Origin of the sequence: Rhodococcus sp. NPDC127527 (assembly GCF_042672245.1) — a bacterium.
In the GTDB taxonomy this organism is placed as follows: domain Bacteria; phylum Actinomycetota; class Actinomycetes; order Mycobacteriales; family Mycobacteriaceae; genus Rhodococcus_G.
In genome coordinates, this window is record NZ_JBHXVP010000003.1 from 537894 (window position 1) to 561163 (window position 23270).

Consider the following 23270-nt stretch of genomic DNA (forward strand, 5'->3'; position numbering starts at 1 on the left):
AATCGGGTGCGCTGAACCCTCGCGCGGGCTACCTCTCGGTGACCGCGAACCGCCGCAGCGACAGCGCCGGGTTCTTCTCGCGGACCTCGGCGATCCGCTCGGCGCTCGCTTCCGCCCGGGCGGTGCCGACCTGGTCGCCGAGGGAGGCGAGCACCACGCCCATCGGGTCGACGATCATCGAGTTGCCCGACCCGGTGCGCGCGCTCTGGTCCGCGGCCGCGACGTAGACGGTGTTCTCGATCGCCCTCGCGCGCACCAGGGTGGTCCAGTGGTCCTCCTTGAGGGGGCCGGGCACCCACTGGGCGGGGAGGGCCAGCACGTCCGCGCCCGCATCGACGATCCGCCGCGTGACCTCCGGGAAGCGCAGGTCGTAGCACGTCTGCATGCCGAAGGTCAGGCCGTCGACGCTGAAGGTGGCGGGCGCCTCGATCGCGCCGGCCCGGATCACGTCCGACTCCCGGTAGCCGAAGGCGTCGTACAGGTGCAGCTTGCGGTAGGTCGCGGCGATGGTCCCGTCGGGCGAGGCCGCGACGAGGGTGTTGGAGACCCGCTCGTCGCCGGCCAGCGCCTCGTTGATCCCGGCCACCAGGTGTACCCCGAACTCGGCGGCGATCTCGAGCAGGCCGGAGACGAACGGGCCGTCCAGCGGCTCGGCGGACTCGATCAGCCGCTCGTCGATGCGCGGCGCGGCGAACATCGCGTACTCCGGCGCGACGATCACCCGGGCGCCCCGGGCGGCGGCCTCGCCGGCCAGGTTGCGCAGGGTCAGCTGGTTTTCCCGCTTGTCCTGCCCTGCGGAGAACTGGGCTACGGCGATCTCGACCATGACGCCGAGTATCCCGCAGCGGTCGTGGAGAACGCGACCGCTGCGGGGGCGACACCTAGTCGCTAGTCGCCGGTCGAGGTGAGGTTCCCGTCCAGGAAGGCCTGGTAGGCGGGCAGATCCAGCATGCCGTGCCCGGACAGGCCGATGACCAGGACCTCCGGCTCGGTGAGGCCGCGGGCGTAATCGGCGCAGGCGGCGATGGCGTGTGCGGACTCCGGCGCGGGCACGATGCCCTCGGCCCGGGCGAACAACACGCCCGCGGCGAACGAGTCGGTCTGGTCGACGGCCTGGCCCTGCACGTAGCCGAGCTCGACGGTGTGGCTGAGCAGCGGCGCCATACCGTGGTAGCGCAGGCCGCCCGCGTGGATCGGGTCCGGCACGAAGTCCTGGCCGAGGGTGTGCATCTTCAGCAGCGGGGTGAGACCGGCGACATCGCCGTGGTCGTAGCGGTACTCGCCCTTGGTGATCGAGGGGCAGGCCGCCGGCTCGGCCGCGACGATCCGGGTCTGTGCCTTGCCGTGCAGCACCTCGCGGATGAACGGGAACGCCAGACCGGCCAGGTTCGAGCCGCCGCCCGCGCAGCCGAACACCACGTCCGCGTTCGCCTCGCCGGCCGCGCGCAGCTGCTCGACGGCCTCGAGGCCGATCACGGTCTGGTGCAGCACCACGTGGTTGAGCACGCTGCCGAGGGCGTAGCGGGCGTCGGGGTCGCCGGCCGCGACCTCCACCGCCTCGGTGACGGCCATCCCGAGCGAGCCGGGGGTGTCGGGGAAGTCCGCGAGCATCTTGCGGCCGGACTCGGTGAGGTCCGAGGGGCTCGGATGCACGGTGGCGCCGTAGGTCTCGATGAGGTGCCTGCGGTACGGCTTGGAGGCGTAGGAGGCGCGCACCTGCCAGACCTCGAGCTCGATGCCGAACTTGGCGCACGCGAACGACAGCGCGCTGCCCCACTGGCCGGCGCCGGTCTCGGTGGTGATCTTCTTGACCCCGTCCTGGGCGTTGTAATACGCCTGCGCCACCGCGGTGTTGGTCTTGTGGCTGCCGACCGGGCTGACGCCCTCGTACTTGACGTAGATGCGGGCCGGGGTGCCGAGCGCCTTCTCGAACTCCCGCGCCCGGATCAACGGCGCCGGCCGCCACGTCTTGTACACCTCGCGGATCGCCTCGGGGATCTCCACGTACTGCTCTGTGGTGGCCTCCTGCGCGATGAGCGCGCTCGGGAACAACGCCTCGAGGTCGGCGGGGGTCACCGGCTCCTTGGTGCCCGGGTGCAGGTGCGGCGGCGGGGGCACCGGCAGGTCCGCGGCAATGTTGTACCAGTGGGTGGGGATCGGCGTCGGCTCGGGCACGGGTGCTCCTGTCGAGGGTTGGGGCGAGCTCGGGTACCGCATTGTCGCCTTCGCGAAGATCCGAGCCGACCGCGGGTACGGGTCGTCCGGCGGTGGTTGCGGCGTGCGTGTCGGCCGGACATCCCCGCATCGACTAAACTCCTGGTGAAATGAGTGACACCGAGCAGCACCCCGAGCCGGAAACCGACAGCACCACCTTTGCCGATCTCGGCATCGAGGAACGGGTGCTGCGGGCACTGACCGACGTCGGGTACGAGTCGCCGTCCCCGATCCAGGCCGCGACCATCCCGCCGCTGATGGCGGGCAACGACGTGGTCGGCCTCGCGCAGACGGGTACCGGCAAGACCGCCGCGTTCGCGGTCCCGATCCTCTCCCGCATCGACACCGAGCAGAAGCGTCCGCAGGCCCTGGTGCTGGCGCCGACCCGCGAGCTGGCGCTGCAGGTGGCGGAGGCGTTCGGCAAGTACTCCGCGCACATCCCGGGCCTGAGCGTGCTGCCGATCTACGGCGGCCAGGCCTACGGCGTGCAGCTGTCGGGTCTGCGCCGAGGCGCGCAGGTCATCGTCGGCACCCCCGGGCGCGTGATCGACCACCTGGAGAAGGGCACCCTCGACCTCTCGCACCTGGACTACCTGGTGCTCGACGAGGCCGACGAGATGCTCAAGATGGGCTTCCAGGAGGACGTCGAGAAGATCCTCGCCGAGACCCCCGAGTACAAGCAGGTCGCCCTGTTCTCCGCGACCATGCCGCCGGCGATCCGCAAGATCTCCAAGCAGTACCTGCACGACCCGGTCGAGATCACCGTCAAGGGCAAGACCTCGACCGCCACCAACATCACCCAGCGCTGGGTGCAGGTGGCGCACCAGCGCAAGCTCGACGCGCTCACCCGGGTGCTCGAGGTCGAGGACTTCGAGGCGATGATCATCTTCGTCCGGACCAAGCAGGCGACCGAGGATCTCGCCGACCGCCTTCGCGCACGCGGGTTCTCGTCCGCCGCGATCAACGGCGACATCGTCCAGGCGCAGCGCGAGCGGACCATCGGTCAGCTCAAGAACGGCAACCTCGACATCCTGGTCGCGACCGACGTCGCCGCCCGCGGCCTCGACGTGGACCGGATCTCGCACGTCGTCAACTACGACATCCCGCACGACACGGAGTCGTACGTGCACCGGATCGGCCGCACCGGCCGCGCCGGCCGCTCGGGCGACGCGCTGCTGTTCGTCGCGCCGCGCGAACGCCATCTGCTCAAGGCCATCGAGAAGGCGACCCGGCAGCCGCTGACCGAGATGCAGTTGCCGACGGTCGAGGACGTCAACGCGCAGCGCGTCGCGAAGTTCGGCGACTCGATCACCGAGAGCCTCAACTCCGACAGCCTGGCGCTGTTCCGCCGGCTGATCGAGGACTACGAGCGCGAGCACGACGTCCCGCTCGCGGACATCGCGGCGGCCCTGGCGGTGCAGTCGCGCGACGGCGAGGCCTTCCTGATGGCGCCGGAGCCGCCGGCCCCGCCGCGTCGCGAGCGTGAGCCGCGGCCCGAGCGTCCGGCGCGCAGGTTCGACGACGGCCCCAAGGTCGGCAAGGGCGGGCAGGAACTCGCGACCTACCGGATCGCGGTGGGCAAGCGGCACAAGGTCGCCCCCGGCGCGATCGTCGGTGCCATCGCCAACGAGGGCGGTCTGCGACGAAGCGACTTCGGGCACATCAGCATTCGCCCGGACCACAGCCTGGTCGAGCTGCCCGCGGAGCTGAGCCGCGAGACGCTCGAGGCGTTGCGCAGCACCCGGATCTCCGGCGTGCTGATCCAGCTGACCCCGGACCAGGGACCCCCCGGGCACCAGCGGCAGTCCCGCGACGGCGGCAAGTTCGACCGCAAGCCCAAGCGCGACCGGTACTGAGTACCCAACCCTGACAACGCAGGAACGCCCGGCCACCAGGTGGCCGGGCGTTCCCGCGTCTGCGCGTGCTACCGCTGCGGTGCGGGAGGCTGCACGGTGAACAGCCCGACGGTGGGCAGCACGATGCAGGTGGCGTCGGGGTAGTTGACGGTGCCGAACAGGGTTGCCGCAACCTGGCCGGGTCCGGTGGCGACGACCTTCGACAGCGACGGGGTGCCGAACTCGGTGACGCCGTCGATCGGGGTGATGCCGCTGGCGCCGGTGGTGGTGTTGAGCCACACCGCGGTCAGGCCGGACCCGACGGCGACGCCCGAGTACCGCGGCGCGGCCTGGAACCGCAGTTCGCCGTCGGTCAGCGCGACCGCCGGTCCGGTGCTGGTGGATGCTGCGGTGAGGGTGATCGGCAGGTTCGGGCCGCAGCCGATGGTCGGCGACGCGTACGCGAAGGTGCCGAATCCCGAGGCGGCGTCCACGCCGTCCGCGATGCCCTTGACGACGAGCGGTGAGCGCGACAGCAGATTCACCGCGGCCTTCTCGGGCCTGTGGTCGCCGGCGAGGTCACGCAGGTGCGCGATGCCGTTACTGGACGGCGTCTCGGCGGGCTGCGGGGCTGCGGTCGCGGTGCCGGTGAACGTCAGAAGGCCCACCGCTCCGATCGCGACAACTGCTGCGGTCCGGCGTGCCAGGGCGGTGGCGTTCACTCGCTGCTCCTCGGTGTGTCGATGCGGTTCGAGGCAAGAACGTACCGGATAACGACACGCTGGGCGAGACTTGTGTTCAGGTGAATTGCGCGGGCTGTGGGCCCTGTCAGCGCGCCCGGATCTTGTGCTGTCCGTGCGAGTCTCGGATCGCGTCGACGAGGGTCGACTTGCGGGCGGTGTAGCGGGCGCGGAAGTCGTCGCAGTCGTGCACGCCGTCCATCGTGGAGTCGGTGACGAACCCGAAGAACTCCACCGCCGAGTCCACTACCGGGGCGGGCGCGAGGATGCGCAGTTCGTTCACCATGCCGTCGAGGTCGACGATGGACTGCGCGAGCGACCTCAGGTGCGGGTCCTCGGATTCGAGTGCCTGCTCGAGGTCCGCCTCGGCCAGGACGTGACTGTCCACGGCGACGATGCTGTTGTGGGCCGTGTCCGTCGCGGCGAGGAAGCGGACGTAGATCGAGCGCACCTGCGGGTCGGCGGGCGCCGCGGGGGCATGCGCCGGCGCGACTCGGCCGCGCCGGGTCGCGAAGACGCCCAGGAGCACGCCGACGACCATCGACACCGGGACCGCCCACCACGGCGCGGCCTGCGAACTGAGGGCGTCGACCAGCGAATCCACTTGCCGACCCTAGCAATTGATTGGCACGAATTCGGGGAGCGACATGTCGAGCACCCGCCACATGCAACCAGTAAGTTGCATGTGGCGGGTGGGTTGTGCAACCATTGGGTTGCAGTCAGTATCCGACACTTCCTCCGACAGGAGTCTCGACATGGCGAACACTCAGGCAGCAGTGATCGACGCCGACCGATACACGGTCAGCCGAACGGTCGTGGTGAACGCGACTCGGGCGGCGGTGTGGCGGGCCCTCACCGACCCCGAGCACATCGCGAAGTGGTTCGGGCAGACCGCCACCCTCGACGCTCTCGAGGTGGGCGCGCGCGGCACGTTCGGGTGGCCCGACCACGGGGTCTTCCCGATGGTGGTCACCGAGGTCGACGAACCGAACCACTTCGCCTACCGGTGGTACCAGCAGGCCGGCGAGTTCGACGTCGACCGTGCCACCGAGGCGCGGTTCACCCTCGTCGAGGAGGGCGCCACCACAGTGCTCACCGTCGTGGAGACCGGTTTCGACCGCATCAGCGACGACGAGGAGGTTCGCCGCAGCGGGCTCGACGGCAACCGTCAGGGCTGGGACGCCGAACTCGACGAACTCGTCGAGTACCTCGAATCGGCGCCGGCATGACCGTGCGCCCGCAGGCCCGAAGCACCTCGCCGACGGTCGTTTTCGCTGCGCTCGCCGACGAGACCCGTTGGGGGATACTCGAACTGCTCGGCGCGCAGGACCTCTCGGCATCCGGGCTCGCCGAGCGGCTCCCGGTGAGCAGGCAGGCGATCGCCAAGCACCTGTCGGCGCTCGAGGGTGCCGGACTGGTGGAACGGATCCGGGTGGGCCGCGAGGTCCGCTACCGGGCGCTCGGCTCCGCGCTGAGCGCGGTCGGTCGCCGGCTCGAGGACATCGGCGCGCAGTGGGACGCCCGACTCGACCGGATCAAGCACATCGCCGAGAACCTGTAGGCGGGCTCCTAGCCGACGGCCTCGCGGAGGTACGCGAGATCCTCCGCGATGCCGTCGGCCGGGGTCTCGAGGATCACGGGTGCCTGCGCGGCCAGCACCACCGCCGCCAGCACCTCCGGGTCGATGGTGCCGTCGGCCAGGTTCGCGTGCCGGTCGCGGGCCGAGTTGAACTCGTCCCGCGAGTTGTTCAGGTGGACCAGGTCGATCCGGCCGGTGATCGACTTGATCCGGTCCACCACGCCGACCAGTTCCTCACCGCCGGCCCAGGCGTGACAGGTGTCGAGGCAGAACCCCGCGCCGAACTCGCCGACCTCGTCCCACAGGCGGGCGATGTCGTCGAAGTGCCGGGCCATCGCCGCGTCACCGCCCGCCGTGTTCTCGATCAGGATCGGCACCTCGAAGCCGCCCTTGTCTGCCTGGCGTTCGAAGAGTTTGCGCCAGTTCGCGAAGCCCTCCGCGGTGTCCTCGCCGTCGCGCACGTGGCCGCCGTGCACCACCAGGCCGATCGCGCCGAGGTCCGCGGCCGCCTTGGCCTGCTCCGCCACGGACTTGCGAGAGGGGATGCGGATCCGGTTGTTCAGCGACGCCACGTTGATCACGTACGAGGAGTGCACCACGACGTCAATCGGACTGGCGCGGATCTCCTCGGCCTTCGGGTGCGCGGTCACCTTGTTCCACTTCTGGGGATCGGTGAGGAACATCTGCACCACCTCGGCGCCGAGGCGTTCGCCCGCTCCGATGGGATCGTCGTCCTCGCGTACGTGTGCTCCGATGCGCATGGGTACACACTATGTGCCGCTGCCGACACCGATCCGGTTCCGTCACCCCGAGACACGGTGTCCGGGACACTGGGACGAAGATCAGGGACTTCCCGGATGACAAGGTGGATCCCTCGACGCCACCATGAATGCGTTCGCGTTCACGAGCCCGGCCCAGCACGGAAGACGAAAGGCACCCATGAGCTCGCATGCCCTCGGCGTCACCACGGTGACCGCCAGCCAGCCCGCCACCGGATCGACGGTCGCCAGGGCGGTGAACCTGACCAAGACCTACGGGTCGGGTGACACCAAGGTCACCGCGCTCGACGGGGTGTCCGCGGAGTTCGCGCGTGGGGAGTTCACCGCGATCATGGGTCCGTCGGGATCGGGCAAGTCGACGTTGATGCACTGCCTGGCCGGGCTGGACACCGCGACCTCGGGATCGGTCCTGATCGGGGACACCGAGCTGACGAACCTCTCCGACAAGCAGATGACCGCGCTGCGCCGGGACCGAATCGGGTTCGTCTTCCAGGCGTTCAACCTGGTGCCCACCCTGACCGCGCTCGAGAACGTCACCCTGCCGCTGGACATCGCCGGCCGCAAGGCCGATCCGGCCTGGCTCGACTCTGTCCTGACCAGGCTCGGTCTCGAGGACCGTCTCGACCACCGCCCGAGCGAACTCTCCGGTGGCCAGCAGCAGCGCGTGGCCTGCGCCCGCGCCCTCGCCGGACGACCGGAGATCATCTTCGGCGACGAGCCCACCGGCAACCTGGACTCGCGGTCCTCGGGTGAGGTGCTCTCGATCCTCCGGGCCGCGGTCGACGAGTTCGGTCAGACGGTCGTCATCGTCACCCACGACCCGCGTGCCGCCAGCTACGCCGACCGGGTCGTCTTCCTCGCGGACGGACAGATAGTCGACGAACTGCGCGAGCCGACGGCCGACACCGTGCTCGACCGGATGAAGCGACTCGACACCGCCGAGTCCGCGGGCACGCACGCCGTCCAGCCCGCAGAGCAGGTCTGAGTCGTGGCCTCACCCATGCGCAAGGTGTCGCTGCGGAACCTCGCGGCCCACAAGGTGCGCCTCGCGCTCACCGTCCTGTCGGTGGTCCTGGGCACGGCGTTCGTGACGGGATCCTTCGTCTTCACCGACACCCTGCAGAAGACGTTCAACGGACTGTTCGAGGATGCGGCGAAGGGCGTCGACGTCCGGGTCAGCAGCCAGGAGAAGGGTTCGAGCGGCGTCCCGCTCACCACCCTCCCGGCGCTCGAAGCGGTGGACGGAGTGCGGGCCGTGGTGCCCGCGGTCAACGGTCAGATCGTGCTGCTCGGCGCCGACAAGAAGCCGGTGCAGACCGGTGGCGCGCCCAGCATCGGCGAATCCTATGCCCCGAACAGCCAGCACCTCGGCGATCCCGGCCCCTTCGTGCAGGGCGTCCCGCCCAGCGGGCCCGGCCAGGTCGCGCTCAACGAGGGCGGCGCCCTCAAGGCCGGACTCGCGGTCGGGGACCACACCCAGGTGCTGGTGCCCGCGCACGGCGTGCTCGACGTGACGGTGTCCGGCATCTACAAGCCACCCACCGACACCGGCGGATTCGTCGGCGCGCTCTTCGAGTCCGGTCAGGCCACGGAGCTGTTCACCGACGGCGCGCACGCCAACTACGTCGACGTCGCCGGCGACGGACTGTCACAGTCCGAGTTGCGTGACCGGGTCGCCGCCGCGCTGCCCGACCTGAAGGTGCAGACCGGTGACCAGGTCCGCGAGGAGGTCAAGGAGGAGGTGACCTCCGCGCTGAGCTTCATGAACTACTTCCTGCTCGCGTTCGGCGCGATCGCCCTGCTGGTCGGCACGTTCATCATCTACAACACCTTCGCGATGATCGTCGCCCAGCGCCTGCGCGAGCTGGCGTTGCTGCGCGCGGTCGGGGCCAGTCGCAAGCAGGTCGGCCGGTCGGTGGTGCTCGAGGCGCTGGTGGTCGGGGTGCTGGGCAGCGTGCTCGGGATCGCCGCCGGTGTCGCGCTCGCGTACGGGTTGCGGTCGCTGCTCAACACCTTCGACGTCGGCCTGCCGAGCGGTTCACTGCAACTCGCGCCGCGCACCGTGATCGTGGCGCTCGTCGTGGGTGTCCTGGTCACGGTCGTCAGTGCCTACGCGCCGGCCCGCCGCGCCGCGAAGATCCCGCCGGTGGCCGCGATGCGCGAGGAGTTCTCCTCGGCGGGCGACTCGCTGCGGGTGCGCACCCTCGTGGGGGCCGTGTTCGCGGTGGTCGGTGTCGTCGCGCTGGTGGCCGGTTCGCGGGGCACCGGGGGAGGGGCGGCCGCAACCGTGGGTGTCGGCGCGGGTTCGCTGGTGATCGCGGTCCTGCTCGCCGCGCCGGCGCTGTCCCGGCCGGTGGTCGGGGCGCTCGGTGCCGTGCTCGCCCGGCCGTTCGGCCCGATCGGCCGGCTGGCCCGGACGAACGCGGTCCGCAACCCGCGCCGCACGGCAGCGACGGCGTTCGCGCTGACGCTCGGACTGATGCTGGTGACGGTCATCGGGGTGTTCGGCTCGTCCGCGAAGGCGAGCGTGAACTCGTTGGTGGACACCGGAGTCAAGGCCGACTACATCCTGGTCGGCCCGCCCCAGATCGGTGTTCCGGTCGGCGCGGCCGCTGCGGTCCGGAGCGTCCCCGGCGTCGCGGCGGCGGTTCCGATGCACGGTGTCTCGGTCAAGATCGGCGACGATCAGGTGATGGGGACCGGTATCGGCGGTCAGCTCGACGGCGTTCTCGACTACACCCTCGACGAGGGCAGCGCGGACCTGGCCGGGAACAACCTGCTGGCGTCGGAAAGCTATGCCGCCAAACGGGACTGGAAGCTCGGCTCGCCCGTCACGATGACGAACAAGGACGGGGTCGAGGTGACCACCACGGTCACCGGCATCTACCAGGACAACCAGTTGCTCAACGACTGGGTGGTCTCCGACCAGGTGTACGACCAGGTGACGCCGGCCACGATGCGCGCAGACTGGGCGGTGCTGGTGAAGGCACAGCCGGGCACCGACCTGACCGCGCTGCGTTCGGACCTCGAGAAGGGCACCGATCGGTTCCTGGTCGTCCAGGTCAAGGACCGGGAGCAGTTCAAGGGGACGCAGGGCGAGCAGATCAACACCCTCCTCGCCGTGCTGTACGGGCTGCTCGCACTCGCGGTCGTGATCGCGATCCTCGGCATCGTGAACACCCTGGCACTGTCGGTGGTCGAGCGGCGCCGCGAGATCGGCATGCTCCGCGCGGTCGGCATGCAGCGACCGCAGGTGCGCCGCACCATCTATCTCGAGTCGGTGCTCATCGCGGTGTTCGGCGCGACGGTCGGCGTGCTGCTCGGTCTCGCGTTCGGATGGGGCTTCGTCAGCACGCTTGCCGACCAGGGCCTGGACATGATCGCGGTGCCGTGGGGCCAGGTGGTGGCCATGCTGCTCGGCTCCGGGGTGGTCGGGGTGCTGGCCGCGCTGTGGCCCGCGGTCCGGGCGGCGCGGACCAAGCCCCTGGAAGCGATCGCCGGCGTCTGATCACGCGATGAGGACGGCTGTGCCGGTGCGCGAGGTTGCGCACCGGCACAGCTGGTTTCGCGGCACCAGGCGACACGTGTGGACCGGCGCGACTCGGCGAACTGTGATCCGCATCGCAGATACCGAAGTGTTCACAATGGCGCCACCGGCCGGACACATGCGCTGGGAATGGTGATCGAGGCCAAACCACACCGCATGCCCTGGAAGGGGACACCATGAACATCGTCGACCTGATCAACGCAATGGGCCGCGGCCTGACCGCACTGACCGGCAGCGGCTCCGGGGACGCCGTCGTCGGCCTGGTGTCGACCATGGCAACCGGGTCGTCGGTCCTCGCCGGCAGCTCCTAGCAGGAAGTCCGCACCGCCTGGCGACGGATCAGTTCGCCGCCCTCGGCGATGTCCGTCGGCCGATCACGGTTCGGGCATCTCGGAGGAATGGTGGTTCACGATGAGCCACTGGTCGTCCTGCTTCTGGTACACGAAGGTGTACCGGGCGTCGACGGTCTCCGGGGCGCCGTCCTTGTGCAGCGTGAATCGGTACGTCCCGGTGTCGATCGCGTTGTCGGAGTCGAGGATGTCGATGAACGACTGCTCGATCACCGCGCTCGGTTTGCTGGGCAGGAACCCGGTGAAGTAGTCGACGATGCCGGCGTGATCGGTGCGCACGACGTTGCTGACCGTCGGGATGAGCACCGCGTCGGGGGCGTAGAGCGCGGCGACGGTCTCGGGGTTCCCGGTGGCGAGGGCGTCGTTCCACTCGGTGAACAGTGCTGAGATCTCGTCGGTGGTGGGCAGATTCAGGTCCTCGTCCGACGGGTCCGAGCAGGCCGCGGTTCCGGCGAGGGCGATCGCGGCGAGTGTGGCGACGGCGCATCGTGTTGCGGCGGTTGTCATGTCAACGCACCACCAGGTCGTGGTCGGTGGCACTGAGTGTGATCGCCGCGATGGGCTTGCCGCGCATCCAGTCCCGCACGAACGCGTCCAGCGCTGGAGTCGATCCCCTCGCCGCATAGGCCTCGGCGGGGATCTCGATCGCGCCGACGAGGTGGCGCGGGTTGGCGTCGAGTCCCGGCCCGCGGGCCGTCATCCGCAGCCCGTCGGCGGTGTGCAGGACCACCGGAATGGCAGTGCCGTCCGGCGCGGTCACGGTCGCGGTCCGGCTGGTCGCGGCCGGGTCGAAGTGGTCCACGCTCAGCCGGTAGCCGGACGGGCGCGCCTGCTGGCCGATCGCGTCCAGCAGGCGCGGGTCCACCACCGTGTACGGGAACCCGATGTCGATCAGCGTCTGCCCGTCGATGGCGCCGTCGCGGGCGGGCAGGGTCGTGGACAGATGCCAGGGCGCCGGTGGGGCGAGGGTGTCGGTCGAGCGGTCCGTCGGCGCGTTCTCCACCGGGGTGCCCAGTCCGGGCGCGCCGGTCGGCGTGAATTCCCATGTGTCGCCTCCGAGATCTTTGTGCCAGAAACCGGATTCGCCGTCCCGGCGACCCTCCACCCGCAACTCACGCCGGTTCGGTCCGGGGCCGAGCGAGTGCACGCTGATCGCCGAGGTGATCTCGCCCGGAATCTTGGGCTGGTGCACCCAGTCCGGCGCGGGCAGCTGAATCGCCGCGGTGCTGCGGTCGAGGGTCTCGACGACGAGGTTGGGCGCGGTCGGCTTGCCGGACTGGTCGTCCCAGCTGTAACGGAAGAAGATCGAGTCCGAACCCGACGAGTCGAAATCGAAGGTGCGGGTGTACATGTCGCCGTACCTGTTCATCACGAACGTGGTCGATCCGGCGGCGGACAGCGATTCGGCCCGGAACCGCCCGCCGAGCGGCCCACCGATCTCGTAGCTGTCGTCGTTGGGCAGCCACGGGTCCGCGTACGTGATGCGACTGCCGTCCCCGGTCAACGCGGGCAGCATGGTCATCTTGCCGAAGCCGATGTAGTGGATCCGTCCCGCGATGTCGGTGTAGGTCTGGTTGTCCCACGGCGACGAGACGCTCAGCGCCCAGCCGTTCGGCCGGTCCCCGGGCAGTTGCCGGCCCGGCGCGATCCACAACGGGGCGCCCCACGCCGAGGTCCAGTTCCACAGCAACGGGAACTGGGATGCGTTGTCCATCGTGTAGATCCAGCCGCTGTCGTCGACCGCGACCAGCTCGTCGTCGTCGAGGGAGATCCCGACCAGTCGGCCGCGCATGCACTCGGGCATCGGCACGTACCGCCACGGCTCGACCGTCGTGACTCCGGCCTCCCGAGGCCGGGTCAGCAGGTCGTGGCCGACGAGAGCGAAGTCCCAGAACCTGTTGAACTGGGTGGTCGGCGTGCGTACCTCGACGGACGACGGGGCGGCCGCGCCGGTGAACACCGGCAGGTTCGTCAGCCCGGCGCGACCTCCGCCGGACGGCGCGCCCGGTGGCAGCTGGGCGGTCCCGAACGGAACACAGCCGGCTGGTGCGGTCGCGGCGGGCGCGGCAGCGGCGAGGGGTGCCGGCCACAGCAGGCTCGCGGCGAGGACGGTGCCGACGCGCAACAGCCGCGAGGGACGTCGATGCGAAACTCCACGGTGGGTGTCGTTCACGTTCCGAGTGTCGCACGACCAGACACGTCGAACCCGTTGATGGTGAGGACCGTCCATCCGTGTCCGTCGTGGCGCAGGGTGCTGATCGACGCGTTCGGGATTCGCGGTGCCCGTTGGACGTGGACGGCGTCGACGACGGATCGGATCAGCCCGCCGTGCGTGACCGCGACGACCGAGGCGCCGCGATGGAGTGTGGCGAGTTCGTCGAGAATCCGTAGCCCGCGCTCGGCGACGTCGGCGTAGGGTTCCATGCCTGGATACACCCCGTACGGCCACCGGTCGTAGACCTCGTAGTCGGTCGCCCCTTCGGCCTCCCCGAAGTGCCGCTCGGACAGTTCCGGATAGGTCGCGGACCGCTCCAGTCCGAGATGGGCGCCGATGATCTCGGCGGTCTCGCCGGCTCGCGAGAGCGGCGAGCTGACCAGGACGTCCCACCGCCGGTCGCCGAGCCGGCGGGCGGCGGCCAGCGCCTGCGCGCGCCCGGTGTCGTTGAGGGGGATGTCCGAGGAACCCTGCAGCCGACGCTCGACGTTCCAGTCGGTCTCTCCGTGTCGGACCAGCGCCACGTAGGTCATAGTTGCCGGACGTTAGCACCGGCGGGCACATGCGAAGGTGGTCGACATGGCAATTCGTATCCCCGAGAACCCGCGCCTGGTCAACGCCGCCGAGGAGTCCGTGTGGAAGGCGCTTCACGAGCAACTCGGTGACGGAGACCTGGTGGCGGCGAACGTGCGGATCACCGATCACCGCAAGGACCACGAGGTCGACTTCGTGGTTGCGGTCGAGGGGCAGGGCATTGTCACGATCGAGGTCAAGGGCGGGCTCGTCTGGCACGACGGCACCTCCTGGATGCAGGACCGACGAAAGGGGCCGACGCCCATCGACCCGGTTCGTCAGGCCCGCGAGGGCTGCTACGCGCTGCGCAGCTGGTGTTCTACGGGCACGTCCTCGGCTTCAAGGGACTGGAACGTCGGGCGGTGGTGCTGGCGCTCAACGAGGCGGCCGCGCAGGAACGTTCGCGTGAGCGCCTGTACGTCGGACTGTCCCGGGCGCGGGACCAACTCGTGGTGTGCGGCGACGCCGAGCTGATCCGGGAGGTCGGTGGTGAGGAACTGGCCCGGCGGTTCGGAATCTGAGCGGGGGTGGACGGACCGCGCGGGGGCGTGCAACCGTGGGCGGCATGACTGAGCAGACGGTCTCCGCCGAGGTTCCGAGCGGAGATCACCGGGGTGTCCGGGTGCTCCGCGTGATCGGCGCCGGGGCGATGGGTCGCGGCATCGCGCAGGTCGCGGTGACCGCCGGCATCAAGGTGGAACTCGCCGATGCCGTCGAATCCGCGGTCGACGCCGGGATCGAGTTCGTGACGGCGATGATCCGCCGGTCCGTCGAGAAGGGCCAGCGCACCGGGGCGGAGGCGGAGGCCGCGATCGCGCTGCTCGGGGCCGGCGCCGCGCCGACCGCGCCCGGGCCGGATGTGGACCTGGTGGTCGAGGCCGTCATCGAGAAGTTGGACATCAAGCAGGCGATCTTCGCCGAACTCGAGACCGCGACGCCGAACGCCGTCCTGGCGACCAACACCAGTTCCCTGTCGATCACCGCGATCGGCTCGGTGCTGGACCGCCCGGAGCGGCTGATCGGACTGCACTTCTTCAACCCGGTGCCGCTGATGCGTCTTGTCGAGATCGTGCCGGGCCTGCGCACCGGCGCCGAGAGCATCGCCGTCGCGCGGCAGGTGGTGACACGGTTCGGGTACACCGGAGTGCTGGCGAAGGACACCCCGGGGTTTCTGGTCAACCACCTCGGCCGCGGACTGCCGACCGAGGCGCTGCAGGTGCTCTCGGAGACAGTCGCCGAACCGGTCGACATCGATCGCATCGCCCGCGACACGGTCGGGCTGAGGATGGGACCGTTCGAGCTGATGGACCTCACCGGACTGGATGTCTCGCATCCGGTGCTCGAGACAGTCTTCGCGGGTTTCCACGGCGATCCGAGGCTTCGGCCGTCCACCGTCACCGCGACGAGGGTCAGTGGAAAACTGTTGGGCCGCAAGACCGGTGCGGGCTTCTATCGGTACGACGAGGGTGTACAGCAGGTTCCGGAGGAACCCCCGATCGGCGCCGATCCCGCCGCCGTCGTGGTCTACGTGCACGCGGACGCCGCGCTCGCGGAGTTGTTGCGTTCGAGCGGGGTTCGGGTGTTGGCGGAACCCGCCGAGCGAGCGGTGTCGATCGTCTCGCCGGTCGGCAGCCCCGCCTACCGTGCCGCGCTGGCGGCGGGAGTGAACCCGACGCACGCGATCGGCGTGGACCCGCTCAGTGTCGCGGGGGAGCGCCTGACCGTCGTGGTTCCCGCCATGCTCGACCCGGCGGTCGGTGCCGCCGCGGCCCGGGTGCTGGCGGCGACCGGACGGCGCGTCACGATCACCGCGGACGGCCCGGCACCCGTCGCTCAGCGGCTGATCGCGTCGATCGTCAACGTGGGCAGCGCGATTGCCGAGGCCGGCCTCGCCGACCCGGCCGACATCGACCTCGGCGCCCGCCTCGGACTCGGCTATCCGCGCGGTCCGCTCGAACTGGGCGACGCGCACGGACCGCGGCTGGTCGTGCGCATCCTCGACGGTCTGCTCGAGTACACCGGTGATCCCCGCTACCGGGCCAGCGCCTGGCTGCGGACGCGAGCCGAACTCGGAATGTCGTTGCGCGACCGAGGAACACGCCCAGCGGACCTGCACGTCGGACGAGAGGAATGAGTCATGGACTTCAGGCTGACCGAGACGCAGCAGAGCATCCGGGCGCTCGCCGCGGAGTTCGTCGACGCGGAGATCGTCCCGCACATCCGGGAATGGGATAGACGCGAGTCCGTCGACCTCGACATCGTGGCCAGGCTCGGTGAACTCGGCTTCCTCGGCCTGACCATCGACGAGCGATACGGCGGCACCGAGGTCGACATGTTGTCCTACGTGCTGGTCACCGAGGAACTCGGCCGCGGAGATTCGTCGGTGCGCGGCATCGTGTCCGTTTCGCTCGGGCTGGTCACCAAGACCATCGCGACGTACGGCACCGAGGAGCAGAAGCAGCAATGGCTGCCACGACTGACCAGCGGCCACTCCCTCGGCTGCTTCGCCCTCACTGAACCCGACAGCGGCTCGGACGCCGGGTCCCTGCGCACCCGGGCTCGTCGCGACGGCGACGACTGGGTGCTCTCCGGCGAGAAGATGTTCATCACCAACGGCACCTGGGCTGATGTCGCGCTGGTGTTCGCCCGCACCTCCGACGACGGCTCGCGCGGCATCACCGCGTTCCTGGTGCCGACGGACACGGAGGGGTTCGAGGCGAAGATCCTGAACGGCAAACTCGGCCTGCGCGGCCAGTCCACCGCCGCGCTGTCGTTTCAGGACGTGCGGGTGCCGGACTCCGCGCGCATCGGCGAGGTGGGCAAGGGCTTCGGCATTGCGATGGCGGCGCTGGCGAAGGGACGGATCTCCGTCGCCGCGGGCAGCGTCGGCGTCGCCCAGGCCGCGCTGAACGCGGCGGTGCAGTACTCCACCCAACGCACCCAGTTCCGCGGTCCGATCGCCGGCAAGCAGCTGGTCCAGCAGCTGCTCGCCGACTCGGCGGTCGCCATCGAGTCCGCCCGCCTGTTGACCTGGCGGGCGGCGTGCATGGTCGACGACGGCGCGAGCGCCAAGGAGCTGGCGGTGCCGTCGTCGATGGCCAAGTTGGCCGCGAGCGAGGCCGCGGTGCGGGTGAGCAACGACTGCCTACAGGTGTTCGGGGGCTACGGGTTCGTCGACGAGTACCCGGTGGGCAAGTACCTGCGCGACGCGCGGGTGCTGACGCTGTACGAGGGAACCAGTCAGGTCCAGAAACTGATCATCGGGCGGGCGCTGACCGGGGTCGACGCCATGTGACGTGGCCGTGGCCGCCGAACTTCTGGAACAGTGGTGCTGTAGAAGGTCCAGCAGGGGAGGCCAGATGTCCGACGGCATGCACACGCCGACCGCAGCGGAGACCGCCGCCCAGCGTCGCGCCCGCATCACCGCGCAGGTGCGTACCTGGTGCGAGGAGGCGCGGATCGGCGACACCCCGTCGCCGATCGGGGTTCGCCGTGAACTGTCCGCCGGGGCCGCGCTGCTGATCGCGGCCGGCTGTCTCGACGAGCCGACCCGGGCGGTGCTCGCCGCTCGGCGCGCTGCCGGTCGCGGAGTACCGGACATCGGGGGGTTCGGCGCACTGCGCCTGCTGACCGACGACTACGTCCGCCTCGAGCGCAAGGTCGCGGGCATGCGTCCCGGCGCGATGCAGGTGCTGACCGCCCATCGGGCCGGGGAACTCGGACGACGACTGCAGTCCGCCCGTTCGAGCTTCGTGCACTCGCCGCCGCATCACGCGAACGGGGTGCGCGCGATCCGGCGTGACCGCCGCGACGGCGTGCATTTGGAACTGCCGCAGCGGGAGGCGCTGTTCGCGGCGCTGCAGCGAACCCCGGCGCCGCTGCACGAGGGGCGCGGGCCCGCGGACCAGGCGACCTCAGCCGCGCTCGCCGCGGCGGCGGACCGGCTGGCGGGGCTCACCGAGCGAACCCCGTGGGCGGCGATGGGCAGGCGCGCGGCGGAGGCGCTCGGTGGCGGCGGGGGTCAGCCTGGGGATCGGTTCGCGGACCGGTTCGACGCGCTGTTGTTCCTGGCTGGCACCCTGTTCGACCGGATCGACGGTTCCGTGGCCTGGCATTCCGAGCACTTCGCGGTCCAGCGGGTCCAACTCGACCTGGCCGACGAGCTGACGCAGATCGCGGTGGACGCGGTCGCGCTGCGGGGGATCGACGGGGAGCTGTTCGCGGCGTCGAACGCCGCACGGACCGAGGCCGCCCGCACCCAGATCCGGGCCCGGCAGCGGGCCCTGGTGCCGGTGTGGGACCAGTTGGTCGACCGGGTGGCGGCGTTGGCGAGGATCGGCGACCTGCTCGCGGAGGCAGAGGACCAGTTGCAGTCGATGGCGGCGGTCCAGCGCACGATGAGCCTGGACTCGCGGATCGACGATCTGATCGCGCGGTCGGGCAGCCGTGAATTGTCCGCGGACAACATTCATTTCGTCGGCGACCAGATCGGTGGGGTCGACGAGCTGATGATCAGCTACCAGAACCTGCTGCGCGGTGACATCCTCGCGTTGCGCACCAGGCCGGGGCGCGACGCCTGACGCGCGTCAGCGGGCGCCGGCCAGGCGCAGCGCCAGTTCGCCGTACAGTTCGGCGACCGCTTCGGGGTCGTTGAGGCCGCCGCTGGGGAACCACCGGCACACGTCGACGCACAGCGAGTTGATGGCTAGGTTCACGCCCTCGATGTCAGGGACGACGAACGATCCGTCCTCGGCGCCTGCTCGCACGATCCGCTTGACGATGCGGCTCACGTCGCGGCGCAACTCGATCACGGTGCGGTAGTGCTCGGGGGAGAGGGCGGTCAGTTCGTACTGCACCACCCGGCCGCGCGCATGGTGGGTGGCGTGCCAGCCGGCGAAGGCGCCGACCACCGACCGCAGCCGCACCGGGGGACTCTCGCCGGTCGGATCGGCCTCCGTGAGTACCTCTATGCACCGCTGGTGTCCCTCGTAGCTGATCGCGTAGAGGAGCTCTTCCTTCGACTTGTAGTGCGGGTACATCGCCGCCGGGCTCAGACCGAGGCGCGCGGCGATGTCGCGGGTGGTGGTGCCGCCGTATCCGTTCTCGGCGAACGCCTCCACCGCGGCTGCGCGGATCCGGGCCGCCGCCTTCGACGTGCTGACCACGGCGGTACCCGTCGCGTCGGGTAGGGCTTCGGATCTCGACATGCTCACCTGCGCCTTTCGTTCCCGTCGGGTCTTGACAACGACCGCCTACCCGACGAGTATAAGCATGCGCTTAGATAATGAGCGAGCGCTTAGTTTTGAGAGTTCGCGCTGCCCGGCTCGCTCGGCCTCGACACCGGCCCTCGATCTGACACAGAAAGCACACAATGAACCTGAAACTCACCGACGAGGAACTCGCGTTCCGCGACGAGATGCGCACGTTCTTCACCACGCAGATCCCCGCGGAGATCCGTGAGCGCGCCGCCGGTGGCGGCGGGGAGCTGACGCGCGAGGACTTCGTCGCCACGCAGCGGATCCTCAACGCCAACGGCCTCGCCGTGCCGCACTGGCCGGCCGAGTGGGGCGGCAAGGACTGGACCCCGGTCCAGCGGCACCTCTGGCTCGACGAGATGCAGCTCGCGTCGGTGCCCGATCCGCTGGCCTTCAACGCCGACATGGTCGGTCCGGTCATCGCCGCGTTCGGCTCGCAGGAGCAGAAGGAGAAGTTCCTCCCGGGCACCGCGAACCTCGACATCTGGTGGTGCCAGGGATTTTCCGAGCCGGAGGCCGGTTCCGACCTCGCCTCGCTGAAGACCCGCGCGGTCCGCGACGGCGACAGCTACGTCGTCAACGGCCAGAAGACGTGGACCACGCTCGGCCAGCACGCCGACTGGATCTTCTGCCTGGTGCGCACCGATCCGAACGCGCCGAAGCGTCAGGCCGGTATCTCCTTCCTGCTGATCGACATGAAGACGCCCGGCATCACGGTGCGCCCGATCAAGCTGATCGACGGCGGCTACGAGGTCAACGAGGTGTGGTTCGAGGACGTGCGGGTCCCGGCCGAGAACCTCGTCGGTGAGGAGAACGCAGGCTGGAGCTACGCGAAGTTCTTGCTCGGCAACGAGCGTACCGGCGTCACTCGGGTCGGCTCGAGCAAGGCCAAGCTCGCGAAGGCCAAGAAGTACGCGGCGCAGACCCAGATCGGCGACGGCACCCTGCTCGAGGACCCGCTGTTCGCGGCGCGCCTGGCCGAGCTGGAGAACGATCTGCTCGCCCTCGAACTGACCCAGCTCCGCGTCGTCGCCAGTTCCGCGGACGGCAAGCCGAACCCCGCGTCCTCGCTGCTCAAGCTGCGCGGCTCGGAACTGCAGCAGGCCGCCACCGAGATCCTGATGGACGTCGCGGGCCCGGATTCGCTGCCGTTCGACGGCGGCGACGAGATCGCCTCTCCCGGTTGGGCGCAGCGCAGTGCCCCGGTCTTCCTGAACTTCCGCAAGGTGTCCATCTACAGCGGGTCGAGCGAGGTTCAGCGCAACATCATTTCCTCCTCGATTCTCGGATTGTGAGTAGCTGCCATGGATTTCGAACTCAATGACGAACAGGTCATGCTGCGCGACACGACCCGTGAGCTGCTGAGCCGCAGCTACGACGCGGAGAAGCGCAACGCCGTCACCGCCACCGGTCAGGGCTGGAGCACCGAGGTGTGGGGCAAGCTCGCCGAGATCGGTCTGCTCGGGCTGCCCTTCGCCGAGGAGGACGGCGGCATGGGCGCAGGCCCGGTCGAGACGATGACGGTGATGAACGAGATCGGTCGTTCGCTCGCGCCCGAGCCGTTCCTCGACGCGGTGCTCGTCCCCGGTGGCCTCATCGCCGAGGCCGGCAGCGCCGAGCAACGCGCCAAGATCCTGCCCGGCGTCGCCGAGGGGGAGACCCTGCTCGCGTTCGCGCACGACGAGCCGGGCAGTCGCTGGCCGAACCAGCGGGTCGCGACCACCGCCACGCGCACGGGTGACGGCTGGACCGTCACCGGCACCAAGAACCCCGTGCTGCACGGTGATTGCGCGGGCACCCTCGTGGTGAGCGCGACCCTGCCGGACGGGGGCGTGGGCCTGTTCCTCGTCGACGCCGACGCGGCGGGCGTGGTCCGCAAGTCCTACGCCACCCACGACGGTCTGCGCGGTGCGCAGATCGAGCTCGCAGAGGCAACCGCGCAACCGCTCGGCGAAGGCGGCGACGCCTCGGCCGCGATCGTCGGTGCGCAGGTGCGCGCGCAGGCCGCGCTGTGCGCCGAGGCCGTCGGCGCGATGGGCGAGGCGCTGCGCCTGACCACCGACTACCTCAAGCAGCGCAAGCAGTTCGGGGTGCCGCTGGCCAAGTTCCAGGCACTGACCCAGCGCGCCGCCGACATGTACGTCGAGCTGGAACTGGCGAGCAGCATGAGTCTCTACGCCACCATGTCCCTCGCCGACGGCATCGTCGACACGACCATCGCCTCGCGCGTCAAGCTGCAGGTCAGCCGGGCGGCCCGGCACATCGGCCTCGAGGCCATCCAGATGCACGGCGGAATCGGTATGACCGCCGAGTACCCGGTGGGCCACTACGTTTCGCGGCTGACCGCGATCGGGCACACCCTCGGCAGCGCCGACGACCACCTGCGAGTGCTGGCGGGCAGGGTCGCCGACTACGAGATGGTCGAGATCGCGGAGTAGAACGCGCCGAACGAACGGGCCCCGCCGATCATCGGATCGGCGGGGCCCGTTGCGTCCGGTCCGAGGTCGCCACTCCGCCGGCCGAACGGCGATTTCGGCAGAATTCCGACAAACGTCGTCGCGCCTCGCACACGAAGTGGAGGAGTGGCGCTAGTCTTCGACGCGAATTTGGACAGCGAGCACGGAGGTATGCGACTCCGGGCCCGGTGCGCGAGCAGCCACTGCAACGGCGGGTTCTTGCGCGGATCGTATGTAGTCGAGTCTGCAGATCGTCTCCGAGTAGGTGTTGAAGATGACCACGCTCCCCCCTCCAGTCCAGAAGACGCTGTGCGCGTGCGTGTTCGTCGCGAGCCTCGTGGGCGCGGCCTTCGGCGTCTACGCGCTCGACGTCGCGACGGCCGTGCTGTGGCTCATCGCCGCCTCGATCTCCGGCCTCTACCTGCTCAAGCTGCGGGCCGAGTCCCGCGGCCGACTGGAGCGCCGACCGAGATAGGCCTGCGCATCGGGCGCGGGACCCCTCGGGGGCCGATCAGCCGAGCCGATCCGCGATCCGGTCGAGGTGTCCACGAATCTGGACCAGACCCTCGGCGGGCACCGGTAGATCCTTCTCCGCGGCGTCGAGCACGGACCGGAACGCCGGGACCAGCGGGCGGTACTTGGCGGACAGGCGCCGACGCCGCGCCTCGTCCTCGACGTACTGGACGCTGCCCGCGTTGTCGACGAAGTCCACGAACTTCACCAGGAACACGCGCGGTCGCCCGATCACGCTGGTGACGTGGTTCGCGTAGACGAGGTGTGGATCCTCGGCGGAGCCCGAGGGAAGTGGGTTGGTCACCGCCGCGACCAGGGACGAGGTCCGGTCCCCGAAGTGCCCGGCGATCAGTTCGAGGGCCCGGGTCCGCGCGCCTGCCTCGTCGAACGTGCGGGCGCCGGGGCCGTCGAACAGCGAGATGATCTCGCCGGGGCAGTCCTCGACGGTGTCGTGCAGCGCGGTGGCGCACAGCGTCGGGCCGTCTGCACACCCGTACCGGAGGAGTCGGAGGACGTTGCGGAAGGGATGTCCGATGTAGGGCTGACCGCGACCCGCCTTGTCGGGGTTCCGGACGTCGTTGCGATGAGCGAACGCGGCCAGCTCGAGGGCGTCGGTGAACAGATCGCTCGACGCCCGAAGCTCGGCCGCCCGGTGCGAGATGGCGAAGCTCAGCAGCGCGGGGTCCATTTCTTTCAGGTCGAGGCCGGCAAGGACCGTGCCCATCGCTGCGGTGAATCGGGACGTCATGACGTTCTTCCTACTGTCCGATGCGTGCGGTTGCGGGGATATCGGGGCCGGCTGTCGACGCCGTACGAAGGTTCTCTTGCTTCGCAGGCCTGTGACCAGGCGATTTGACGTGGTGTGGGTCGTCGCGTAACTTTTGTCGAGTCAGAGCGACACGGACACCGACTCCGCCCCCGGGCGAGAGACACGAGGTTGTACGAAGGCGCCTGGCCAATCCGGAAGTTTCGACAGTAATACTGTCGTGTGCTTCTAACTGCTTTTCTGGTTGCGAGTTGCCCGGTTTTGACCGGGTGGATGCGATCGGATAGGCTTGAACAGTTGCCCCGGAGCGGCCGAGATCAACTCTTGCAGAAATGTTGGAGCTCGGTGGTGATGGTGTGTGCGTGTTCTTTGAGAACTCAACAGTGTGCCGATGAATGTCAGTGCCAAATGTTTTTGGTACTCCACTCCACTTTGTGGGGTGGGTATT

22 protein-coding genes and 2 pseudogenes are annotated in these 23270 nt (G+C 69.6%); 14 read left to right on the forward strand and 10 right to left on the reverse strand.

Annotated features, from left to right (window positions below):
* Positions 1-28 precede the first annotated feature (28 nt).
* Positions 29-826, reverse strand: coding sequence for a carbon-nitrogen hydrolase family protein (locus ACFVH2_RS08415; RefSeq protein WP_378419986.1), 798 nt, complete (start codon positions 824-826; stop codon positions 29-31).
* Between the two features lie 62 nt (positions 827-888).
* On the reverse strand, positions 889-2175 hold the full coding sequence (locus ACFVH2_RS08420) for a TrpB-like pyridoxal phosphate-dependent enzyme (protein ID WP_378419985.1): 1287 nt from the start codon (positions 2173-2175) through the stop codon (positions 889-891).
* A 149-nt stretch (positions 2176-2324) separates the two neighbouring features.
* On the opposite strand from ACFVH2_RS08420, the gene ACFVH2_RS08425 reads away from it, so the two are divergent.
* Positions 2325-4070 (forward strand): DEAD/DEAH box helicase, encoded by a 1746-nt coding sequence (locus tag ACFVH2_RS08425; RefSeq protein WP_378419984.1) that lies wholly within the window; start codon positions 2325-2327, stop codon positions 4068-4070.
* Between the two features lie 68 nt (positions 4071-4138).
* Here ACFVH2_RS08425 and ACFVH2_RS08430 read toward each other — a convergent pair whose 3' ends face one another.
* Together ACFVH2_RS08430 and ACFVH2_RS08435 are read right to left on the reverse strand one after the other, a co-directional pair.
* Positions 4139-4771, reverse strand: a complete 633-nt coding sequence (locus tag ACFVH2_RS08430) for a hypothetical protein (RefSeq protein WP_378419983.1) — start codon at positions 4769-4771, stop codon at positions 4139-4141.
* A 106-nt stretch (positions 4772-4877) separates the two neighbouring features.
* The gene (locus ACFVH2_RS08435; protein WP_378419982.1) at positions 4878-5393 is read right to left on the reverse strand and encodes a hypothetical protein; all 516 of its coding nucleotides are present in this window, start codon (positions 5391-5393) and stop codon (positions 4878-4880) included.
* A 151-nt stretch (positions 5394-5544) separates the two neighbouring features.
* Between ACFVH2_RS08435 and ACFVH2_RS08440 the strand changes: the two genes are divergently transcribed.
* Positions 5545-6018 (forward strand): SRPBCC family protein, encoded by a 474-nt coding sequence (locus tag ACFVH2_RS08440; RefSeq protein WP_378419981.1) that lies wholly within the window; start codon positions 5545-5547, stop codon positions 6016-6018.
* Positions 6015-6350, forward strand: coding sequence for an ArsR/SmtB family transcription factor (locus tag ACFVH2_RS08445; RefSeq protein ID WP_378419980.1), 336 nt, complete (start codon positions 6015-6017; stop codon positions 6348-6350). The genes ACFVH2_RS08440 and ACFVH2_RS08445 overlap by 4 nt, the downstream gene beginning before the upstream one ends.
* Before the next feature lie 8 nt (positions 6351-6358).
* On the opposite strand, the gene ACFVH2_RS08450 is transcribed toward ACFVH2_RS08445, so the two are convergent.
* On the reverse strand, positions 6359-7129 hold the full coding sequence (locus ACFVH2_RS08450) for a deoxyribonuclease IV (RefSeq protein ID WP_378419979.1): 771 nt from the start codon (positions 7127-7129) through the stop codon (positions 6359-6361).
* Positions 7130-7307: 178 nt separating this feature from the next.
* On the opposite strand from ACFVH2_RS08450, the gene ACFVH2_RS08455 reads away from it, so the two are divergent.
* The 3 genes from ACFVH2_RS08455 to ACFVH2_RS08465 all read left to right on the forward strand — a co-directional run bounded on the left by ACFVH2_RS08455 (position 7308) and on the right by ACFVH2_RS08465 (position 11005).
* Positions 7308-8132: an ABC transporter ATP-binding protein gene (locus ACFVH2_RS08455; protein WP_378419978.1), complete on the forward strand. Its 825-nt coding sequence runs from the start codon at positions 7308-7310 to the stop codon at positions 8130-8132.
* Positions 8133-8147: 15 nt separating this feature from the next.
* Positions 8148-10655 (forward strand): ABC transporter permease, encoded by a 2508-nt coding sequence (locus ACFVH2_RS08460; RefSeq protein WP_378420487.1) that lies wholly within the window; start codon positions 8148-8150, stop codon positions 10653-10655.
* A 215-nt stretch (positions 10656-10870) separates the two neighbouring features.
* Positions 10871-11005, forward strand: a complete 135-nt coding sequence (locus tag ACFVH2_RS08465) for a hypothetical protein (protein ID WP_378419977.1) — start codon at positions 10871-10873, stop codon at positions 11003-11005.
* 63 nt (positions 11006-11068) lie between these two features.
* On the opposite strand, the gene ACFVH2_RS08470 is transcribed toward ACFVH2_RS08465, so the two are convergent.
* From ACFVH2_RS08470 to ACFVH2_RS08480, 3 genes are read right to left on the reverse strand one after another with little or no spacing between them, the layout of a single operon-like run.
* The gene (locus tag ACFVH2_RS08470; protein ID WP_378419976.1) at positions 11069-11551 is read right to left on the reverse strand and encodes an SgcJ/EcaC family oxidoreductase; all 483 of its coding nucleotides are present in this window, start codon (positions 11549-11551) and stop codon (positions 11069-11071) included.
* Position 11552: 1 nt separating this feature from the next.
* Positions 11553-13217: a hypothetical protein gene (locus ACFVH2_RS08475; protein WP_378419975.1), complete on the reverse strand. Its 1665-nt coding sequence runs from the start codon at positions 13215-13217 to the stop codon at positions 11553-11555.
* Positions 13214-13792, reverse strand: a complete 579-nt coding sequence (locus ACFVH2_RS08480; RefSeq protein ID WP_378419974.1) for a histidine phosphatase family protein — start codon at positions 13790-13792, stop codon at positions 13214-13216. The genes ACFVH2_RS08475 and ACFVH2_RS08480 overlap by 4 nt, the downstream gene beginning before the upstream one ends.
* 46 nt (positions 13793-13838) lie before the next feature.
* Between ACFVH2_RS08480 and ACFVH2_RS08485 the strand changes: the two are divergent.
* From ACFVH2_RS08485 to ACFVH2_RS08505, 5 genes and pseudogenes are all read left to right on the forward strand, one after another.
* A pseudogene (locus ACFVH2_RS08485) lies at positions 13839-14090 on the forward strand (nuclease-related domain-containing protein); the annotation flags it as partial.
* A 56-nt stretch (positions 14091-14146) separates the two neighbouring features.
* Positions 14147-14353, forward strand: a pseudogene (locus tag ACFVH2_RS08490) (ATP-binding domain-containing protein); the annotation flags it as partial.
* Between the two features lie 44 nt (positions 14354-14397).
* Entirely contained in the window at positions 14398-15966 is a 1569-nt protein-coding gene (locus tag ACFVH2_RS08495) for a 3-hydroxyacyl-CoA dehydrogenase (protein WP_378419973.1), read from the forward strand.
* Between the two features lie 3 nt (positions 15967-15969).
* Entirely contained in the window at positions 15970-17127 is a 1158-nt protein-coding gene (locus ACFVH2_RS08500) for an acyl-CoA dehydrogenase family protein (RefSeq protein WP_378419972.1), read from the forward strand.
* Between the two features lie 64 nt (positions 17128-17191).
* Positions 17192-18412, forward strand: a complete 1221-nt coding sequence (locus ACFVH2_RS08505) for a hypothetical protein (protein WP_378419971.1) — start codon at positions 17192-17194, stop codon at positions 18410-18412.
* Positions 18413-18418: 6 nt separating this feature from the next.
* On the opposite strand, the gene ACFVH2_RS08510 is transcribed toward ACFVH2_RS08505, so the two are convergent.
* Positions 18419-19039: a TetR/AcrR family transcriptional regulator gene (locus tag ACFVH2_RS08510; protein ID WP_378419970.1), complete on the reverse strand. Its 621-nt coding sequence runs from the start codon at positions 19037-19039 to the stop codon at positions 18419-18421.
* 164 nt (positions 19040-19203) lie between these two features.
* On the opposite strand from ACFVH2_RS08510, the gene ACFVH2_RS08515 reads away from it, so the two are divergent.
* The 3 genes from ACFVH2_RS08515 to ACFVH2_RS08525 all read left to right on the forward strand — a co-directional run bounded on the left by ACFVH2_RS08515 (position 19204) and on the right by ACFVH2_RS08525 (position 22018).
* The gene (locus ACFVH2_RS08515) at positions 19204-20382 is read left to right on the forward strand and encodes an acyl-CoA dehydrogenase family protein (RefSeq protein ID WP_378419969.1); all 1179 of its coding nucleotides are present in this window, start codon (positions 19204-19206) and stop codon (positions 20380-20382) included.
* Positions 20383-20391: 9 nt separating this feature from the next.
* The gene (locus ACFVH2_RS08520; RefSeq protein ID WP_378419968.1) at positions 20392-21525 is read left to right on the forward strand and encodes an acyl-CoA dehydrogenase family protein; all 1134 of its coding nucleotides are present in this window, start codon (positions 20392-20394) and stop codon (positions 21523-21525) included.
* A gap of 292 nt (positions 21526-21817) precedes the next feature.
* Positions 21818-22018: a hypothetical protein gene (locus ACFVH2_RS08525; protein WP_378419967.1), complete on the forward strand. Its 201-nt coding sequence runs from the start codon at positions 21818-21820 to the stop codon at positions 22016-22018.
* Between the two features lie 36 nt (positions 22019-22054).
* Here the strand turns inward: ACFVH2_RS08525 and ACFVH2_RS08530 are convergent, their stop codons facing one another.
* Complete coding sequence (locus ACFVH2_RS08530) at positions 22055-22804, reverse strand: hypothetical protein (RefSeq protein WP_378419966.1); 750 nt, start codon at positions 22802-22804, stop codon at positions 22055-22057.
* Positions 22805-23270: the final 466 nt, after the last annotated feature.

What these genes read in the sequence shown, in the direction of transcription:
- ACFVH2_RS08415 (WP_378419986.1), bottom strand. Translation starts at nt 826, where the DNA reads ATGGTCGAGATCGCCGTAGCCCAGTTCTCCGCAGGGCAGGACAAGCGG.
- ACFVH2_RS08425 (WP_378419984.1), top strand. Translation starts at nt 2,325, where the DNA reads ATGAGTGACACCGAGCAGCACCCCGAGCCGGAAACCGACAGCACCACC.
- ACFVH2_RS08440 (WP_378419981.1), top strand. Translation starts at nt 5,545, where the DNA reads ATGGCGAACACTCAGGCAGCAGTGATCGACGCCGACCGATACACGGTC.
- ACFVH2_RS08445 (WP_378419980.1), top strand. Translation starts at nt 6,015, where the DNA reads ATGACCGTGCGCCCGCAGGCCCGAAGCACCTCGCCGACGGTCGTTTTC.
- ACFVH2_RS08450 (WP_378419979.1), bottom strand. Translation starts at nt 7,129, where the DNA reads ATGCGCATCGGAGCACACGTACGCGAGGACGACGATCCCATCGGAGCG.
- ACFVH2_RS08455 (WP_378419978.1), top strand. Translation starts at nt 7,308, where the DNA reads ATGAGCTCGCATGCCCTCGGCGTCACCACGGTGACCGCCAGCCAGCCC.
- ACFVH2_RS08460 (WP_378420487.1), top strand. Translation starts at nt 8,148, where the DNA reads ATGCGCAAGGTGTCGCTGCGGAACCTCGCGGCCCACAAGGTGCGCCTC.
- ACFVH2_RS08465 (WP_378419977.1), top strand. Translation starts at nt 10,871, where the DNA reads ATGAACATCGTCGACCTGATCAACGCAATGGGCCGCGGCCTGACCGCA.
- ACFVH2_RS08470 (WP_378419976.1), bottom strand. Translation starts at nt 11,551, where the DNA reads ATGACAACCGCCGCAACACGATGCGCCGTCGCCACACTCGCCGCGATC.
- ACFVH2_RS08480 (WP_378419974.1), bottom strand. Translation starts at nt 13,792, where the DNA reads ATGACCTACGTGGCGCTGGTCCGACACGGAGAGACCGACTGGAACGTC.
- ACFVH2_RS08495 (WP_378419973.1), top strand. Translation starts at nt 14,398, where the DNA reads ATGACTGAGCAGACGGTCTCCGCCGAGGTTCCGAGCGGAGATCACCGG.
- ACFVH2_RS08500 (WP_378419972.1), top strand. Translation starts at nt 15,970, where the DNA reads ATGGACTTCAGGCTGACCGAGACGCAGCAGAGCATCCGGGCGCTCGCC.
- ACFVH2_RS08505 (WP_378419971.1), top strand. Translation starts at nt 17,192, where the DNA reads ATGTCCGACGGCATGCACACGCCGACCGCAGCGGAGACCGCCGCCCAG.
- ACFVH2_RS08510 (WP_378419970.1), bottom strand. Translation starts at nt 19,039, where the DNA reads ATGTCGAGATCCGAAGCCCTACCCGACGCGACGGGTACCGCCGTGGTC.
- ACFVH2_RS08515 (WP_378419969.1), top strand. Translation starts at nt 19,204, where the DNA reads ATGAACCTGAAACTCACCGACGAGGAACTCGCGTTCCGCGACGAGATG.
- ACFVH2_RS08520 (WP_378419968.1), top strand. Translation starts at nt 20,392, where the DNA reads ATGGATTTCGAACTCAATGACGAACAGGTCATGCTGCGCGACACGACC.
- ACFVH2_RS08525 (WP_378419967.1), top strand. Translation starts at nt 21,818, where the DNA reads ATGACCACGCTCCCCCCTCCAGTCCAGAAGACGCTGTGCGCGTGCGTG.
- ACFVH2_RS08530 (WP_378419966.1), bottom strand. Translation starts at nt 22,804, where the DNA reads ATGACGTCCCGATTCACCGCAGCGATGGGCACGGTCCTTGCCGGCCTC.